The 17,585-nt window shown below is 71.8% G+C and carries 18 protein-coding genes; 10 read left to right on the forward strand and 8 right to left on the reverse strand.

Going from position 1 to position 17,585, the window contains the following annotated elements; genetic code table 11:
- The first annotated feature begins 134 nt into the window (after positions 1 to 134).
- From Pflav_RS37800 to Pflav_RS37840, 9 genes are all read left to right on the forward strand, one after another.
- Positions 135 to 1,268 (forward strand): Hsp70 family protein, encoded by a 1,134-nt coding sequence (locus tag Pflav_RS37800; RefSeq protein WP_173041405.1) that lies wholly within the window; start codon positions 135 to 137, stop codon positions 1,266 to 1,268.
- A 20-nt stretch (positions 1,269 to 1,288) separates the two neighbouring features.
- Positions 1,289 to 2,182: a TRAFAC clade GTPase domain-containing protein gene (locus Pflav_RS37805; RefSeq protein ID WP_173041406.1), complete on the forward strand. Its 894-nt coding sequence runs from the start codon at positions 1,289 to 1,291 to the stop codon at positions 2,180 to 2,182.
- A 43-nt stretch (positions 2,183 to 2,225) separates the two neighbouring features.
- On the forward strand, positions 2,226 to 3,293 hold the full coding sequence (locus Pflav_RS37810) for a hypothetical protein (protein ID WP_173041407.1): 1,068 nt from the start codon (positions 2,226 to 2,228) through the stop codon (positions 3,291 to 3,293).
- Between the two features lie 451 nt (positions 3,294 to 3,744).
- The gene (locus Pflav_RS37815) at positions 3,745 to 4,353 is read left to right on the forward strand and encodes a hypothetical protein (protein ID WP_173041408.1); all 609 of its coding nucleotides are present in this window, start codon (positions 3,745 to 3,747) and stop codon (positions 4,351 to 4,353) included.
- Between the two features lie 18 nt (positions 4,354 to 4,371).
- A complete protein-coding gene (locus tag Pflav_RS37820; protein ID WP_173041409.1) occupies positions 4,372 to 6,231 on the forward strand; it encodes a dynamin family protein in 1,860 nt (619 codons plus the stop codon).
- Positions 6,228 to 7,745, forward strand: coding sequence for a dynamin family protein (locus Pflav_RS37825; protein ID WP_173041410.1), 1,518 nt, complete (start codon positions 6,228 to 6,230; stop codon positions 7,743 to 7,745). Before Pflav_RS37820 ends, Pflav_RS37825 begins: the two co-directional genes overlap by 4 nt.
- A 51-nt stretch (positions 7,746 to 7,796) precedes the next feature.
- Positions 7,797 to 8,246 (forward strand): NUDIX domain-containing protein, encoded by a 450-nt coding sequence (locus tag Pflav_RS37830; RefSeq protein WP_173041411.1) that lies wholly within the window; start codon positions 7,797 to 7,799, stop codon positions 8,244 to 8,246.
- A 99-nt stretch (positions 8,247 to 8,345) separates the two neighbouring features.
- Positions 8,346 to 8,702 carry a YciI family protein gene (locus Pflav_RS37835; RefSeq protein WP_173041412.1) on the forward strand — a complete coding sequence of 119 codons (357 nt, stop codon included), beginning with the start codon at positions 8,346 to 8,348 and terminating at the stop codon, positions 8,700 to 8,702.
- 16 nt (positions 8,703 to 8,718) lie between these two features.
- Entirely contained in the window at positions 8,719 to 9,951 is a 1,233-nt protein-coding gene (locus Pflav_RS37840; RefSeq protein WP_173042860.1) for an RNA polymerase sigma factor, read from the forward strand.
- Here Pflav_RS37840 and Pflav_RS37845 read toward each other — a convergent pair.
- From Pflav_RS37845 to Pflav_RS37860, 4 genes are all read right to left on the reverse strand, one after another.
- Entirely contained in the window at positions 9,917 to 10,645 is a 729-nt protein-coding gene (locus Pflav_RS37845) for a hypothetical protein (protein ID WP_173041413.1), read from the reverse strand. The genes Pflav_RS37840 and Pflav_RS37845 overlap by 35 nt on opposite strands.
- A gap of 27 nt (positions 10,646 to 10,672) precedes the next feature.
- On the reverse strand, positions 10,673 to 11,782 hold the full coding sequence (locus Pflav_RS37850; RefSeq protein WP_173041414.1) for a SigB/SigF/SigG family RNA polymerase sigma factor: 1,110 nt from the start codon (positions 11,780 to 11,782) through the stop codon (positions 10,673 to 10,675).
- Positions 11,783 to 11,887: 105 nt separating this feature from the next.
- Entirely contained in the window at positions 11,888 to 12,637 is a 750-nt protein-coding gene (locus Pflav_RS37855) for an ATP-binding protein (protein WP_173041415.1), read from the reverse strand.
- Complete coding sequence (locus tag Pflav_RS37860; RefSeq protein ID WP_173041416.1) at positions 12,637 to 12,972, reverse strand: STAS domain-containing protein; 336 nt, start codon at positions 12,970 to 12,972, stop codon at positions 12,637 to 12,639. Before Pflav_RS37860 ends, Pflav_RS37855 begins: the two co-directional genes overlap by 1 nt.
- 300 nt (positions 12,973 to 13,272) lie before the next feature.
- Here Pflav_RS37860 and Pflav_RS37865 point away from each other — a divergent pair, with 300 nt between their 5' ends.
- On the forward strand, positions 13,273 to 13,959 hold the full coding sequence (locus Pflav_RS37865; RefSeq protein ID WP_173041417.1) for an ATP-binding protein: 687 nt from the start codon (positions 13,273 to 13,275) through the stop codon (positions 13,957 to 13,959).
- 19 nt (positions 13,960 to 13,978) lie between these two features.
- On the opposite strand, the gene Pflav_RS37870 is transcribed toward Pflav_RS37865, so the two are convergent.
- Genes Pflav_RS37870 through Pflav_RS37885 form a run of 4 tightly spaced genes read right to left on the reverse strand, consistent with a single transcriptional unit; the run spans position 13,979 to position 17,470 of the window.
- Entirely contained in the window at positions 13,979 to 15,172 is a 1,194-nt protein-coding gene (locus Pflav_RS37870; RefSeq protein ID WP_232072791.1) for an ABC transporter permease, read from the reverse strand.
- Positions 15,112 to 15,840, reverse strand: a complete 729-nt coding sequence (locus Pflav_RS37875; RefSeq protein ID WP_173041418.1) for an ABC transporter ATP-binding protein — start codon at positions 15,838 to 15,840, stop codon at positions 15,112 to 15,114. The genes Pflav_RS37870 and Pflav_RS37875 overlap by 61 nt, the downstream gene beginning before the upstream one ends.
- Entirely contained in the window at positions 15,837 to 16,913 is a 1,077-nt protein-coding gene (locus Pflav_RS37880) for an efflux RND transporter periplasmic adaptor subunit (RefSeq protein WP_173041419.1), read from the reverse strand. The genes Pflav_RS37875 and Pflav_RS37880 overlap by 4 nt, the downstream gene beginning before the upstream one ends.
- Complete coding sequence (locus Pflav_RS37885) at positions 16,910 to 17,470, reverse strand: hypothetical protein (protein ID WP_173041420.1); 561 nt, start codon at positions 17,468 to 17,470, stop codon at positions 16,910 to 16,912. Before Pflav_RS37885 ends, Pflav_RS37880 begins: the two co-directional genes overlap by 4 nt.
- Positions 17,471 to 17,585 lie beyond the last annotated feature (115 nt).

Genomic DNA, 17,585 nt, shown 5'->3' on the forward strand with positions numbered 1-17,585 from the left:
ATCGCCCGCCCACAATGGCGCTCCGGGTGAAACATCCGCGGGTTTCCGGTCGTCCAACGTGTGTCATTCGGCAACACACGGAGGTCAATTTCCGGCGGCACGACGATCGGGGGCCCGAAATAGCAGTCTGGACGTTGGCGATCGATTTCGGCACCTCGTACACCACCGCGGCAGCGGCCACGGCGGACCAGGTGTCGATGATCGAAGTCGAAAACTCGCGCTACCTCCCGTCGGCGGTCTGCCTCGACGACGAGGGAGAGCTGCGTACCGGCCAGCTCGCCCTGCGGCTGGCGGCGCAGCGCCCGCAGGCGGCCGAGCGGGTGCCCAAGCGCGCCCTGACCACACAGTCCCAGGTGCGCCTCGGCAGCCGCACGTTCACGGCGGTGGACCTCGTCGCCGCCGTCCTCGACCGAGTGCGGTCCGAGGCGGTCGCGGCGAACGACGGCCAGCCGCCCGGCCGGGTGGTCCTGACCCATCCGGCCCGGTGGGGTGAGCGCGAGCGCGGGCTGCTCGGGAAGGCCGCCGCGGCGGCCGGGCTGCCGGAACCCGAGCTGATGGCGGAGCCGGTCGCCGCCGCACGCTACTACGCGTCCCGGCACCCGGTCGCCATCGACGGTCACGTCGGGGTCTACGACCTGGGCGGCGGCACGTTCGACGCGGCGGTGGTACAGCACACGGCCACCGGCTTCGCGGTCGCAGGCCCGCCGGGCGGCGACCCTGAGCTGGGCGGGGAGGACTTCGACCAGGCCCTGCTCGACCTTGTCGGCCGCCGGGCCGTGGACGCCGACCCGGAGCCGTGGTACCAGCTCTGGCACGGCGACGACGACGCGGCGATGCGCGCGCGGGCCGCCCTGACAAGGAATGCCCGCGAGGTCAAGGAGTCACTGACCGAGGTCACACTCGGCTACCTGGACGTGCCCGGCTACGAGCACCAGTTCCTGGTTCGCCGCCACGAGTTCACCGAGTCCGTCCTGGACCTACTCGACGAGACCGTCGACAGGTTCCTGGAGACGGTGGCGGCGGCCGGCGTGGCGCCGGGCGACCTGGCGTCGGTCGTCCTGGCCGGCGGGGCGAGCCGCATGCCGGCGGTCTCCGACCGGATCCATGACCGCACCGGGCTGCTCGCCAGTGCGGTCAACGACCCCAAGGGTGTGGTGGTCATGGGCGCCGCCCTCCCCGCGGACACCGCCAGGCCCGCACCGGAGCAGCGCCGGCGGCCGCGCGACGCACCGCGCTTCTTCACAGTGCGCAATCCCTTCGACAGCTGATTGGGAGAGGGGTGATCGGCGTGGACATCGTCATGCTGGGCCACAGCGCGGCGGGCAAGACCACGTACGTCTCACTGATGTACGCGATCATGAACGCGGGGGTCGAGGAGTTCGCCCTCCGGGCGGTCGACGACGACCACCACGCAAGCCTCGTCCGGGCGGCGACCGACGTGGTCAACGGGCTCTACCCGCGCCCGAGCGACCACCGGGACGTCTTCGAACTCGTGTTGCGCTACCGCGACACCGACATCTTCCCGTTCACCTGGCGCGACTACCGCGGCGGCACCCTGCGCGAGCACTCGAACAGTGCGCAGGCCGCCCAACTGCACAGCGACCTGCGGGACGCCGGCGGCATCGTGCTCTTCTGCGACTCCTACCAGCTGGTCCACGACGCCGGCGCCAAGCGCGACGTACGCGTCCTGGTCAGCCACGTCCAGCGGGCCATGGACGCGCGTGGCGAGCAGCTCACGCCGCTCGTCATCGTGCTGACCAAGGCCGACCTCGTCGACCTCGACGACGACAAGACCGTCGACCTGCTGCGCGGGCCGTTCGAGCCGCTGATCGCCGCCGTGGCAAACACCCGGCACATCCTCGGCACGATCATCCCGATCGCCTGCGGCAGGCAGCTGGTCAACGTCACCGTGCCGGTGCTGTGGATGCTGCGCTACGGCATCGTCGGCGAGGCCGCCCGGCTACAGAAGGTCATCGAGCAGAGCGTCGCCGCCGCCCAGAACGCGGCCGCGAAGGACACCCTGTGGGACCGGATCTCCAGCCCGTTCAAGGGGGAGCCGACCTGGAACCAGGTCGCCGAGTCGCACAGGCACACCGCCCGCACCCAGTACCAGCGGCTCGAGCCGCTGGTCGCCCCCGCCAACGAGCTGGGCAGCCTGCTCGAAGGCGTCCCGATGTTCTAAGTGGCCGAGATGTTCTAAGTGGCCGAGAAATGAAAGGAGTGCCATGTCGACACCACCCAAGATGACGGTCACGATGCTGGGTGCCCCGGGCTCCGGCAAGACCATGTTCCTGCACGGGATGTACGCCATCCTGTCCGCGGGCTTCGAGGGCTACTTCCTCTACACCGTCGACCCCGACCAGGACCTCGACCTGATGGACGCGTGGGACCTGCTCTCCGACAAGGGAGAGACCCCGCCGCCGAACGACCCTGAGCCGGTCCCGTACGACTTCGTCCTCAAGGACGGGCTCACCCCGCTCGTCGAGATCGACCTCGTCGACTTTCGCGGCGGCGCGGCGCTCGACCGGGTCGCCGAAGGCCCCGACGACGTACGCGTCCTGCGCGAGCGACTGGCCCGCAGCGACAGCATCTACCTGGTACTCGACGGTGCGAACGTCGGACGGACGGTGGCCAGCATCCTCGCGTCTGGCCAGACCGGGCCGGCAGTGCTCGACCGGGGGCAGGACAGCACGCAGGTGGCCCGACTGATGCGATTCATCAGCGACGCCACTCAGGCCCGCACCAGTCGCGGACAGGCGGCACCGTCGGTTGTCGTGCTGATCAGCAAGACCGACCTGCTCGCCCAGACCAGCGGCGTCAGCCGCGCCGAGGCCCTGGCGGTGGTGGCGAAGAATCTCGACCGGCTCGCGTCGATCGCCACCGTCAAGGGGGTGACCGCGATGGTCTGCCCGGTCAGCATCGGTGCCTTCGGCACCGGCGACTCGGACCGGGTCGACCCCACGGCGCTCAACCCGGAAAACGTGTACCACCCGATGATCTTCTCGCTGTGGCACTTCCTCAGCGAGGGGCAGGACGAGCATGCGCTCGCGCTCCGGCGGGACAACGCCCGCCTCTCGGCGGCGGCCGAGGTGGTCAGCGAACGCCGCGGCCAGCTCTTCGGCAGCTGGCGGCACAGCACCGTGATCAGCCAGAACGAACAGGAGATGGCCGCACTGCGCGAGCGCATCGCCGAGCTGAAGCAAACGATGTCCGAGGAAGGGCGGCGGGCCGTGACGCTGATGTCCGCGCTCGCCGGGATGCCGATCATCAAGGACGGGGAGTGGCAGTCGTGACCGATACGACGACGAAGGGATGGGCGCCGGTCGTCTACGGCCGCACCCTCAACGCGGACTCCTGGTGGCGGGCGGTGCCAGCCGGCACGGGCACCGACGGGTGGCTCGACACCGCGGTCAACGCCGCGGTGGACGGCGGCAACACGCTGGCCGACGGCCCGCGCTTCCTGCTCAGCCGGTCGCACGGGCGCCTGCTGGTCGGCGTGGCCTGCCGGGCCGCCGACCTGCACGCGGAGATGAACCAGCACAAGGGCCGGGCCCTGCACTGTTTCGTCGGCTGGCTGGCGCCGGCCGCTGCGGTGGGCGGGCCGGTGGCGCCGAGACTGTCCGACCTGGAAACCCACTACCGCCAGTGGGCCGGCGAGCTCTACGCCAAGTGGGTCGGCCCCGACTGGGACGAGCACCGGGCCAAGCTGCGCGGGCCACGCCCATCCGGACCGGTCGATGTGCCGTGGACCGGGGGCAGCGGCCGGTCCGCGCCCACCGGCTCTTCGCGGACCGGCCGGACGGCGCGGTCCTCGTGGCACCGGCGACCGAACGGTTCGGCCTGTGGGAGGCGGCGCTCGCCGCGTCCGGCGAGGCCACGCTGGTGACCGGCTGGGGCGCCGAGGGACGCACCCGGCTGCGCGGTGCCACACACGTCTGTGTTGTGGGCCTCGTCGCGCCGAGGCTGGAGCGGCCCCGGCCCGAGCCGGCACCGGCGCCACCGCAGCCGCCGCAGGTCGGACCGGTCGATGTGGACAAGCAGCCGGTCACCCAGCCCATCGCGCGCGAGCAGGTGCGGCCGCAGGGCCAGCTCCAGCGCCCGGCCCGGGTGGTGCACAACAGCGGCGACGGGCTGTGCGACTGCTGGGTCGACCGGGCCTCACGGGCGGCCGCGGGCAGTGCCCACTGGCTGTTCCACGTGTTCGTGCCCCGCTCGCCGCACGGTCGCCCAACGCCGGAGCGCCCGCAGGCGCGGCCTTCGTACGACTTCGACTCCTCGGCGTCGCGCGGCCGCCAGGCAGGGACGGGCCAGGGCGATTTCGAACGCCGCATGCAGTTTCCGGACCACGACTGACGGCACAGGGAGGCTCCCATGACGCAGGAACAGCCGGCCGACCGGCATCCGCTCACCCAGCCGGTCATCCGGCTCTGCAACGACGCGGCCGACGTGGTCGAGCAGTACGGCGAGACGTACCGCGACACCCAGGCGGCGCAGCTGATCCGGGCCGAGGCGGGGCGGCTGACCGCGGACGAGGCCACGGTGGTGGTCGTCGGCGAGAAGAAGCGGGGCAAGAGCTCGCTCATCAACGCGCTCGTCGGCGCCGCCAACCTGATGCCCGTCGAGGTCGACATCGCCACCAGCGTGCATGTACTCGTGCGCCACGCGCCCCACCTGCGGGCCGCGGCCCTCGTCACGGGTGCTGACGAGCCGATGCCCATCGAGCCGGCCGACATCCACCGGTACGTGGCGATGGACCCGGCCACCGGCGCTCCGTACCGGGACGACGTCACCTCGGTCGAGGTCGGACTGCCCAGCCCGATGCTCGCCGAGGGGGTCGCGCTCGTCGACACGCCCGGCGTCGGCGGCCTCGTCTCCGGGCACACACAGATCACCCTCGCGACCCTCGGCATGGCCGACGCGCTGCTGTTCGTCGTACACGGCGGCACCGAGCTAACCGCCTCCGAGCTCGCGTTCCTCGGGCAGGCCACGCAGCGGGTGGCCACCGTGATCTTCGTGCTCACCCAGATCGACAAGTACCCCGCCTGGCGGGAGATCCTCGGGCGCAACCAGGCTCTGATTGCCCAACACGCGCCGCGGTACCAGGCAGCGTCGTGGTTCGCGGTCAGCAGCCGCGCCAAGACCGACGCCGACCTCGCGCTCGCCGGGGGCAACGCGGAGGTGGCGGCGCGGCGCCTGGAGTTCAGCGGATTCCCGGCCCTCCAGGAGGCCATCGTCGAGCAGGTGGCCCGCCGAGCGGCCGCCGTCCGCCTCGCCAACGCCGTGCACGTGGTCACGATGGCGGTCGACCCGCTCCTAGAGATGTACGAGCGTCGCATGCGGTCGCTAACCCTCGACCCCGGGCTTGCCGATGAGCTGGCCACCCGCGAGGCGGCGGTACGTGACCTGGCCGACCGCGACGCGGTATGGCGCAAGACCCTCGCCAGCCGCCTGAAGGAGCTGGAGAGCGTGCTCCAGCTGGGCTTCCGGCGCAGCGTCAACGACCTCCGGGCGATCGTCGAGGAGAAGATCAGTACCGCCGGCCCGGAAGACTTCGCCGAGCTCGCCGGTGACCTCGAGGACGGCATCCGCGGTGTGTGGATGCAGCTTGAGAACGCGACCCGCGAGGGTCTCAGCCGGATCAGCCGGGAGATCGGCGGCGAGCTGCACAACGCCGGCGCGGTCGAGGTGGCCAACCACATGGCGCTGCCCGAGCGGCTCCAGCGGATGCCCGCCCCGGTCGTCGGCCCTCGCGACCACGTGGGCTTCTTCGCCGGTGTGGAGCGGCTGATGCCCGCGTACGGTGCGGGTTCCCTCGCGTTCACGGTGCTCGCCGTCGCGACCGGCGGGATCTGGATCCCGTTCTTCGTCGGCATCGGGGTGACCGCCGGTCTGATGGGCCGCCGCAAGCGGCTCCAGCAGCTCCACGAGGGACGCGCCGACGCACAGCGCTACCTCAACCGGATCACCAACGAGCTGAACACGGAGGTACCGCCGAAGATCCGCGAAGGGCTGGCCCAGGCGGGCGCACAGCTGTCCGAGTCGATTAGCCAGCGGCTGGCCGAGCAGCGGCAGGCGGTGGAGCGGGAGCTGGCCGAGCACCGGGACAACGTCGGCAAGCAGCAGGAGGAGCTCGCCACCCAGCACGCCTCGACCGCAGCCGACGTGGCATCGGTGACGGCGGTGGCACGTCGGGCGGCTGAGCTGCGCGGCTACCTCTCCGGCCCAGCGTGACCCGCTCGGCTGGCGGCCCGGTGGTGGCGGGACACCCGCCCACCGGCGCCGCCCCGGAGGCGGGCGGCGTCCCGGGCCCGCTGTGCCGGCGGGTCCGGGCGATCGCCGGGGCCGCGGCCGCCGAGCTGCCGCCTGGGCCGCTGCTGTCGGAGATCCACTCCGTACTCGACCGGCTGGCCGAGCCGGGACTACGGATCGCCGTCGGCGGTCGGATGAAAGCCGGCAAGTCCACGCTCATCAACGCGCTCGTCGGCCAGGAGGTCGCGGCGACCGCCGCCACCGAGTGCACGCTGCTGGTCGCCTGGTTCCGGGCGGGGCCGCAGAACAGGGTCGTCGTGCACAGCACCGACGGCCGGCGAGTCGAGACCGGCGCGCGCCCCGGAGGCGGGATCCCGTACGAACTGTCCGGCCTCGGCGTGCCGCTGGAGGAGATCCAAGAGCTGGAGGTCGAGCTGGCCAACCGGCGGCTGGCCGAGTACACCATCGTGGACACTCCTGGCGTCGACTCGCTCAGCGGCCTCGACGACGTGGCCATGGCGGCTCTCGCCCGAGCCGACGCGCTGCTCTACGTGATGCCCCATCCCGGGCAGGGCGAGCAGGAGGCGCTGGAGGCGTTGCGCCGCAAGGCGTCCGGCTCGATCACCGCCGCCACCGTGCTGGGCGTGCTGAGCCGGATCGACGAGCTTGGCAGCGGCACCGGCGACCCGTGGCCGCACGCCCGCCGCATAGCCGGCCGGTACTCCCGCTCCTTGACCGGCCTGGTCGGCACGATCGTGCCGGTGGTCGGACTGCTGGCCCAGGCAGCGGCCGGCGACGGGTACACCGATGACGACACCGCCCGGATCGCTCGCCTCGCCGCCACGACGGAGGCCGACCTCACCGAGGCGCTCTACTCCGGCGATGCCTTCCTAGCCTGGGACGCCGGCCCGTTGCCGGCGGGGGACCGCCGGCGCCTGCTCGGCCTGCTCGGCCGCCACGGCATCGCGGAGGCGTTCGCGGCCTGGCACAGCGGCACCCGCGGCAGCGCGGCGATGCTGAGCCACCTGCGGGCCGCCTCCGGCATCGACGAGCTGGAGTCGGAGATCCGCGGCCGCTTCGTCGCCTCCGCCGACCGCCTGCGCGCCGCCCGCGCGATCCACTCCCTCGATCAGGCGGCCGGGGGCGCCGGCGGCGACGATCGGGTACTCGTGGCGCTGCGGGCCGGGCTCGCCGAAGTGCGCACCCATCCGCTGATGCGCCAGGCCGAGCTCGGCACTGCTCTCGCCGACCTTGCCTCCGGCACGCTCACCCTGCCCGAGCCGGACGGGCGGGAACTCGTGGCGCTGGCGACCGGCGGCAGCCCGGCTGCCTGCCTGGGCCTTCCCGCCGGCACCGACCGCCCCACCCAGGCCCGCGAGGCCGACCGCCTCGCCGCCCGCTGGCGCGTCATCGAGAACACCGCCCGCCAGCGGGTGACCCGCCGCCACGCCCGCGCCGCCCGCGAACTCTACGAAGCTCTGTACTTCCTCGACTGAAAGCCTCCTACGCTGCCATTTGTGACGGCAGTCCCAGCAGCTCCTCCGCCCATGGCCACGCCGCGGGTCGCGGCGGCCGCGCTCTTCTTCGATCAGGCCGGCCACGTCATGCTCGTCCACCCGACCTACAAGGACTACTGGGATCTCCCGGGCGGGATCGTCGAGCCTGGCGAGTCGCCGATGGCGGCTTGTGCGCGGGAGGTCAGTGAGGAGATCGGGCTGACGGTCCCCATCGGTGGGCTCCTGGTCGTGGACTGGGCGCCTGCCGAGCGTGAGGGCGACAAGATGGTCTTCCTCTTCGACGGCGGCGAGCTGAGCGAGGAGGACCGGGCGCGCATCGCCTTCGTGGACGGGGAGCTGGACGAGTGGCGGTTTGTCGCGGCGGAAGACCTCGACCAGTACACGATCACGAGGCTGGTCCGGCGCATCCGCACCGGGATCGGTGCCAGAGCGCGGGGGCGGGCGGCCTATTGCGAGTACGGCGTCGAGCCGGTCAGGTAGGCGGTCCAAGATTTTCTGCCGCGCGTTGTCGATCTGACGGTGTCCGGGCTCGTCGTAGGGTAGGAGGCCCGCCGGGGCCGGTCACGATAGGACATCGACATGGCCAAGTACATCATTCTCATCTACGGCGACGCGAAGCAGTGGGAGGCGATGACCCCCGCGCAGCAAGAGGCGAACGAGGCGGCGCACGCGGCGTTTCGCGATGCGGGCGGTTCACGGGTCCTTGGCGGCCACGAGTTGGAGCTGGCGCCGATGGCGACCACGCTGCGCACCGACGGCGCTGACGGGGTGACCACGACGGACGGGCCGTTCCTCGAGGCGAAGGAGGCGGTTGGCGGCTACTACCTGGTCGAGGCCGCGGACCTCGACGAGGTGCTGGCGCTCGCCGCCCGGCTGCCCGAGGTGCACGTCGCTCACAGCGGCGTCGAAATCCGGCCAATAATCGATCACGGATAGCAACGTGACCGAGGCGATCGCGAATCGCACGGTGGGCGAGGCGGTGGCGGAGGCGCACCGCACCGAGTGGGCGCGGGTCTTCGCCACCACCGCGCAGCTCACCCGGGACCTCGACCTGGCGGAGGAGTGCGCGCAGGAGGCGTACGCTCAGGCGCTGCTCACCTGGCCGGAGACCGGCATCCCGGATCGGCCCGGCGCCTGGCTCACCACGATCGCCCGCAACCGGGCGCGGGACGTGCTGCGGCGGGAGTCGAACTTCCGGCGGGCGATGCCGCTGCTGGCGGCCGACGAGCGGGTGCCCGGGCCGGAGGACGGCTTGGACGACGACCGGCTGCGGTTGATCTTCACCTGCTGCCACCCCGCACTCGGGCGGGACGCGCAGGTCGCGTTGACCCTGCGGCTCGTGTGCGGCCTGTCCACCGCTGAGGTAGCGCGGGCGTACGTGGTGCAGGAGGCGACCATGGCCGCGCGGATCACGCGCGCCAAGAAGAAGATCGCCACGGCCCGCATCCCGTACCGGGTGCCGGCGCCCGACCAGCTGGGCGAGCGGGTGAGCGCGGTCCTGGAGGTCGTACACCTGATCTTCACGACCGGGCATACCGCGCCGACCGGGGCGCAGCTGATCCGGCGGGACCTGACCGGGAGCGCCATCCGGCTGGCCCGCATGCTGCACCTACTGATGCCGAACGAAGCGGAGATCACCGGCCTGCTCGCCCTGCTGCTGCTCGTCGAGGCGCGGGCGGACACCCGCACGTCCGAGAGCGGGCGGCTGCTGCTTCTGTCCGAACAGGACAGAAGTCGATGGGACAGCCAGCTGATTAGCGAAGGCACGGCCCTGCTCACCGACGCGCTGCGGCGGCGGGCGCCGACCCGGTACGCGGTGGAGGCCGCGATCGCCGCCGTGCACGCGGAGGCCCGTAGCTGGGAGGAGACGGACTGGACGGAGATCGTCTCGCTCTACGGCGTGCTGCTCCAGCTCTGGCCCTCGCCGGTGGTGAAGCTCAACCGCGCGGTCGCGATCAGCTTCCGGGACGGCCCAGCCGCCGGCCTCGACGCGCTGGCGCCGCTGCTGGCCGATCCGGCGCTGGCTACGTACGGCTACCTCAGCGCCGTACGGGCGGACTTGCTCCGGCGGCTGCACCGCTGGGCGGAGGCGGCCGGCGCGTACGAGGAGGCGCTTGCCCTGACCGACAACGAGGTCGAGCGCGCCTTCCTCATCGAACGGCTCCGAGAGGTCCAGGCACGTTGACGTCCAGTGCGATCCGGCGGTCCGGGGTGGCGAGGTAGTACTCGATCACGTGCGCGAGGTGCTCGTTCGAGATCGAGTAGTCGTGGCCACCCACGGTGACGTACCGCACCTGGTCCCGCAGGCGCAGGTGGACGCCCTTCTTGTCGCGCAGCACCGAGGCGATCCGCTCCCACGGCAGCGCCTCGTCCTCCGTCGTCACGCCCGTCGAGGTGATAGCGACGAACCTGGGACGGCGCAGGCTCCGGAAGACCGCGAACGCGGACACGAGCAGAGCCGCGACGCCCACCGCGGAGCTGATGCGCCCCTCCCAGGCACCTATCGTCGAGCCGCCCCAGACCAGGCCGCTGCCGACGACGGCGCCCCCAGCGGCCACCTCGATCGCCCATGCCCACCTGGAACGCCGCGCGAGCAGGCCCGGTCGGGTGCCGCCGGGTAGGACGAGGGCGGGACGCCAGCGGAGGCGGCCACGCCGGGTGCGGCTGCGCAGCGCCGCCTGCACGCCGAGATGCCCTATGCCGGCGAGAAACAGCACGTCGTGCGGATCGACGGGTGTGGCAGTGCCGGCCCGGCGGCCGTACTCCCACAGGGCGGCGCCGGCGACAAGGACGGCGAGCGACGCGAATGCCGCCGCCACCGGGCGGAGCCACCGCGCCAAGTCGCGGCCCACCTCCTCGACCACCGCGCCGGCGGTCACCGGCGGGGCGAGGAGTGCTGCATTCCTCTACATATACGGCAGCCGAGCAACCGCGAGAATCCGCCGGACGTGCGGCTGGGTGCCGCGCAGGCGGAACTCGACCGCGGCCCGCCGGGCCTCCTGGTAACCGGACACCAGCGCCGCGATCCCGGCCGCGTCCAGGAACGGTACGGCGGACAGGTCGAGGTGCAGGCGGTTCGGCCGGCGGGCAAGCCCGTTCAGGATTGCCTGCCGCAGCTCGTCGGCGCTGTCTCGGTCGACCTCGCCGCCGACGGAGACGGTCAGCGTGCCACCGCCGGCCGGTGTTGTCGTCACCCGCAGGCGAGGTGCGCCGAGCCCGGTGTCGTCCACTTCGCCCCAGTGCGGCGGCGTGTCGCTGAGCATGGCGTGGCGCAGCCAGGTCAGCGTCTTGGAGAGCAGGCGCGAGACGTGCATCTGCGAGATGCCGCACCGCTGCGCGATCTCCACCTGGGTGAGGTTGCCGTAGAAGCGGAGGATGAGGATCCGCCGCTCCCGCTCCGGCAGCCGGTCCAGAAGGGACTGGATGGTGAGCCGGTCGTCGATCGCGGCCAGGTCACCGTCGACCTCGCCGATCAGGTCACCGCGTTCGGCCGTACCCCCGCCGGAGCCAGGGCTGGTGACCGGCGCGTTCAAGGACAGCAGTGTGTAGCCGGCGGCCGAGAGCATCGCCTTGTCCACCTCGTCGGTGGTGGTGTGCAGGCGATCCGCGAGCTCGGTGGTGCTCGGCGCGCGGGACAGCGTGTTGGTCAGGTCCGAACCCGCGTGGCGGATCTGCACGACCAGGTCCTGGAGCCGCCGCGGCGCGCGTACGCCCCAGGTGCGGTCGCGGAAGTGCTTGCGCAGCTCGCCGAGGATCGTGATGACCGCGAACGCTGTAAAGGAACCGCGTTCCGCGTCATACCTGTCGACCGCCTTGACCAGGCCTAGGCGGGCCACCTGCTCCAGGTCCGCGAACGGCTCACCCCGCCCGCGGTAGCGGTGGGCGAGCCGATGGGCAAGGGGCAGGCAAAGCTCCACGAAATCCGCCCGAGCGGACGGTTCATCCGCGACGCGTTCGCCGTACCGCGCCGCCTCCTCGTCGAGGTTCAGCTGGGCAGTGTCCTGTTCCGAGTGCATCACCGCCTCCTTGATGACAGAAAGCCCTTGGATGGCACGGGGCCCCGAGTGGGCGCGGGCGAACTCGCGGTTCCTACCCAGTCGGCTGGCCGATATCCCAATGGATCAGATACGCGAACGTGCCATTAGATGAAGGCTTGCCCACGTGACCTTACCGTCGGGCAAGAGAGTGCAACCCCAACTTGCCGAGACAGCCTCGACGAGCAAAAGACCACGCCCACGGGGCCCCGTCGCGCCGTCCGAACCGATGCGCCGCGCCCGTCGTTGGTGATAGTCGCGCACGGCGAGATGAAGGTATCGGCGGCCACGTGTGACGGTCAGCTCGATGGGCGTACCGGCATGGCGTACCGCGTTTGTGACCAGCTCGGTGGTGACAAGGCGAGCCGGTTCGACCACAACCGCCAGGCGCCAACGCTGGCACGCTCCTGACACGAGGGTGCGCGCGGCGCGTACCGATGCGGCGGCGGGCGGAAAGCGGTCGCGCACCTGCGCCGGCAGCTCGCGCCGCGCGGCGACGGTGCGTCCGTGGTCGAGGTCGGTGCAGAGAGTCAGCTGCCGGTCGGCGCCCAGCCTGCGCAGCGCCGCCCGCAGGTCACGCGATGGCGCGCAGACGAGCAGCGGAACCCCGGGCCACGCGGCCGCGTGCCGGGACGCCGCCATGAACGCTGTGAGGCTCAGATCTTCCTCGACGGTGAGTCCGGCGACGTCGACGAGGATCGCGATCGGCTGCTCCGCAAGGCATTTGAGCAGCGCGGTACGAAGCTGTGCCGCGTTCCGCAGAGTGAGCTGGCCGTCGATGTGCAGGATGGCCAGCGGTGGCTCATGGGCGGGGGTGCACCGCAGACGCCTGAGCATCACCTTGCCCCGACCGGCTTTCCAGCCAGTACAGCGAATACACCCGTCATCTCCAGGACCCGCCGGGGCAGACCGCGCGCGCCACGCACCACTAAAGTTTTCCCCTGCCCGTGCGCGTCATTTCGCGCAGCGAGCAGGGCACCCACACCGCAGGCATCGATGAATCCCACCGCGGATAACTCCACCTCGACAAAACGGACCCCGTCGGCGCGGAGAACGCCGAGCACACTCGCCGAAAGCGCCTCTGTTACTGCCATGTCGATCTCGCCGCTGACGACTACCCGTGCGGTGCCCCCGCTCGGCATCTCCACCCGGAGGTCGAAGTCGTATGTCATCGACCATCCCTCCGCAACGGACCGTACCCGAGGAGGGCGGACCGGTAACCCCCCTTGGATAAGGACGAATCATGGTGCCCCGGGCCTCGTGGCGACCGCTGCCTTCGGATCATCACCTTTTGGTGATCGACGCAGTCGTCGCGGAGCATGCCCAACCTCCTTCCTAACCCACAGTGATCACGGTTTTCCGGGGCGAACGGCGGGTAACCTCGCGTGGAGGCCCCCTGCGGACAACGAGGTGCCATGCCGACAGCCGTCCAGTGTCTGATTGACGATCGCCAGGCGTACGCGGTGGCGCGTGTGGTGGGAGTCTTGGACGTCAAGGGCGCCAACGCGGTCCGTTCGGCCCTCATCCAGTGTCTGGCCGCACAGCCCGAGGCGGTGCTTATCGACCTGTCCGGTATGCGCCTCGCCGACCCGAGCGCCCTGTCGATCTTCGTCGCGGTGGCGCGGCAGGCGGAGCAGTGGCCGGCCGTACCGCTCGTGCTCTGCGCGCCGCAGGCCGACGCGGCCGAGATCCTGCGGCTCCGCTCGATGGACCGCCGGCTGCCCGTGCTGCCCAGCCTGGCCGACGCGGTGCGGTCGCTCCCGCTCGGCTCGGCGGCCCCCTCCGTGAGCGAGGATCTGCTGCCCGTGGTCGGCGCCGGGCGGCGCGCCCGCGAACTCGCCACCGAGGTGTGTTTCCAGTGGGACGTGCCGGAGCTTGTGGGGCCGGCGTGCACAGTGGTGACCGAGCTGGTCAACAACGTCGTCGCGCACGCGAACACGATGATGACGCTGCGCCTGTCGCTGCGGGATCGCTACCTGCACATCGCGGTACGGGACGGCAGCACGGACGAGCCGGTCCTGCGCCGCGAGGTCTCGTTCACCTCTCTCTCCGGCCGCGGGCTGGCGCTCGTGGACGCGGTCTCCCAGCACTGGGGGAGCCTGCCCGCCGAGGGTGGGAAGGTCGTCTGGGCCGTCCTCGGCGTGGCGCCGCGCCGGTAGGCCCGGCGCCACCGCCGATTCACGGTGTGGCCAGCGCCTCCGTCGGGGCCAGCCGGGCGGCGCGGATCGCCGGGTACAGGCCGGCGACCGCCCCGATCAGGAGCGTCGCGCCCACCCCGCCGGCCATCGCCCAAGCCGGCATCACCGACGGCCACGAGCGGGTGCCCGCGTACACCGTGGTGACCGCGATACCGAGTACGACCCCACCCGCCCCGCCGAGCGCCGACAGCAGCAGCGACTCGGCCAGGAACTGGACCCGGATCTGGCCGCGCGTGGCACCCAGCGAGCGGCGCAGTCCGATCTCGGACCGCCGTTCCAGCACGGAGATGACCATCGTGTTGGCCACCCCCACACCGCCCACGAGCAGTGCTACCGCGCCGAGCCCCAGCAGCAGCCCGGTGAACGCCCGGTCGGTCGCCCGCTGCGCCTCCAGCGCGTCCGACGGCCGGGACACCTCCACCTCGCTCGGTGCCTCGGGGTTGGCGGTCGCGGCCAGCACGCCCCGTACCGCCTCCACGGCCGCCTCGTCGGAACGCGTGTAGACGGTCGTGGGGTGGCCGTCGAAGCCCAGGTAGGACTCCGCGGCCGGCCAGCCGACGAGCGCCGCCGAGTCCAGCTCCGGTGCGAGCGGCACCCCGTCCAGGATCCCGACGACCGTAAACCACTTGCCGCCGATGTACACCTGGATGTCCGGCCCGGCCGCGCCGACGCCCAGCCGGCGCGCCGCCGAGGCGCCCAGCACCGTGGCGGGGTAGTGGGACGTGGCCGCGTTCAGCCACGTACCGCTGGCGAGCGTGGCGCCGACCGTGCCGAGCAGGTCGAGGTGGGCGGCCTGCACGCTCATACCACCGGTCTCCGCCTCCGGGATCCGGTCGCTACGGTACACCTTCGTGTCCGGCACCTTCCCGATGGCGGCGACCTCGTTCACGGGACCGATCCGTGCCACCATCGCCACCGACTCGGTGGGCAGTGTCGCGTCCTCGCCGAAGACCGTCTTGCCCGGCCCCGCGGTCAGCAGGTTGGTGCCGAGCGCGGCCAGCTCGCGGTCGAGCTCGGCCCGGCTGGACGAGGAGATGCCGACCACCGAGGTCATCGCGGCGATGCCGATCGCGATGCCGAGCGCGGACAGGAACGCCCGCATCGGCCGGGTCTTCAGCCCGGCACCGCCGACCCGCAGCACGTCGCGCGGGCGGAGCCGGGAAGGGGAGAGCACCGTCGCCACTCAGACCACCTCCCGTCCAACATGGACACCTGTCGGGGCAGGCTGGCCGCGATGTCGTGGTCGTGGGTGATGACGAGGACCGTGGTACCGGACGCGTGCAGCTCGCGCAGCAGCGCCATCACCCCGCCGCCCGAGGCGGAGTCGAGGTTTCCGGTCGGCTCGTCCGCGAGCAGCAGCGCCGGCTCGCCGGCCACTGCGCGGGCGATCGCCACCCGCTGCCGTTCCCCGCCGGACAGCTCGTGCGGCATGTGATCCAGGCGGTGCGCCAGCCCGACCCGGTCCAGCGCGGCCTCCGCCCGCCGCTTCCGCTCTTTTAGGGGTACGCCCGCGTAGAGCAGCCCGTCCGCGACGTTGTCCAATGCCGACTGTCCATTCGCGAGATGGAACTGCTGGAACACGAAGCCGATCCGGCGTGCCCGCAGCGCGGAGAGCTGGCGGTCGGAGAGTGCGGCAACGTCGTACCCGTCGATCCGGACCACGCCGGCCGAGGGGCGGTCCAGCGTGCCGATCAGGTGCAGCATCGTCGACTTGCCCGAACCGGACGGGCCGACGATCGCGGCCACCTCGCCGTACTCGACGCTCAGCGAGACGCCGCGTACCGCGACCACCCCGCCCGGGTACTCCTTCGTCACCCCCTCCAATTCGACAACCGCCTTCACGAGGGCATCCCCACGGTCATGCCCTCGGCGATGCCGTCGCCAGAGACCTCCACCCGGCCGGTGGCGAACATGCCGGTCTCCACCGCCACGATCCGGGTGGCGGTGCCTTCGACCACCTGTACCCCGTACCCGCCCTCGGCGAGGGCGAGCAGCGCGGCGACCGGCACGGTGAGCACGTTCTCCCGCTCGGAGGCGGTGAACGTGACGTCGACCGTCGCCTGGTCGAGGCCGGCCACCGCCTTCGGGTCGTCGACCGCGATGGTCACCTCCACCGTGGTCGAAGCCGGGTCCTGACCCTCGGCCGGCTTGATGACCAGCTCGGTCTTCGTGATCTTGCCCGGGGCCTCCTTGCCGTCCGGCAGCGTCACGCTGACTGCCGCGTCCTTGCGGGCCAGCCGCTGGTCGGCGACCTCCAGCTCGACGCTGACCACGCGGGCGGTAGCCGTGTAGGAGAGGACCGCCGTGCCCGGCTGGACCGGCTCGCCCACCTCGGCGCCTTGGCTGTCGACCCGTACCTCGCCGGAGGCGAAGACCACCCGGCCCAGCTCGACCGTCCCGGTCTCCGGCAGGCCCAGGTCCTCCTGCCACTCCTTCACGGCCTCGGCGGTCGCGCTTGTGTACTCGTCGTCGACCGTGAACCCGTCGTACCCGAGGGCGTTCAGGTTCTTTTCGAGCTGGGTGACGTCGGCGCCTTCGGTGTCCACGGCGAGCGCCCGGTACGCCGGCAGCGACCCGTACAGCAGCACGACCGGTGCGTTGTCCAGCCGGTAGAGGGCCTGCCCCCGTTTGACCGACGCCCCCGTCGCCGGCAGACCCGTCACCGTACCGGCAGCGCGGGCGGCCGCCGAGATCGTGGCGCCGTACCCCAACTCGCCACTCTCCACCTGTGTGTCCACCAGCGTCTGCCGGGTCACCTCGGCCGTTGCCGGTGGCAGGTCGCTGCCCGCCTCACCCGACGCCTCGCCACCCGGCAGTCCGAGGCCGAGCCCTGTAGCGACGACCGCACCGGCGACCACCACCGCGCCCGCGGCGGCCACCACCCGGCCGGTCCGGCGGCGGCGCCGCCCGGTCACGCGTTCCTCCGTTCGGTACGGGTGCCGCCGCCAGGGCCGTCCGGCCGGACCGAGCGGCACTTCTCCTCGGCCGCCTTGAACGCCGGGCCCTCCGGGTCGACCTCGCCGCCGTTGATCCGCATGCCGCCGTCCTCCTGCGGGTCCGGAAACTTGGGGACGCCGTTCTCCCGCATGCACTTGGCGTACTGGCGCATCTGCTCCAGCCGCTCAGGGTCGACCTTCGGCGGCTCGCCACCGTTCGGCATGAACCGCTTGCACTTCTCCTGTGCCGCCTCGAGCTTCACCCGATCGATTCCGTCGGGCAGCGCCAGCCGGAACTCGCCGCTCTCGCCCACCTCGGGATCAGGGAAGTTGGGGACGCCGTTCTGCCGCATGCACTTCGAGAACTCGAGTGCCGCCTCCCTGTCGTTTCCGCCGCTCGGCTCGGCGCTCGCCGTTGGCTCCGCGCTCTTGCCGCCAGCGGTGGCCACCTGGCCGCCGCTGTCACCGCCCCCGGCGCAGCCGGCCGCGCTCAGGGCCAGCAGCAGCCCGAGCAGGAGGCCTGTTCTGATTCGCATGATCCTCTCCCCGGTCGTTGGTTGGCGGCGGCCGGCTCATCCGGCCGCCATCGCCGAGTAGAGCGGGGCGGGGATCACGGGGGCGTTTCCGAAAATGGTGACGCTCGCTTGACGT

Origin of the sequence: Phytohabitans flavus (assembly GCF_011764545.1) — a bacterium.
GTDB lineage: Bacteria > Actinomycetota > Actinomycetes > Mycobacteriales > Micromonosporaceae > Phytohabitans > Phytohabitans flavus.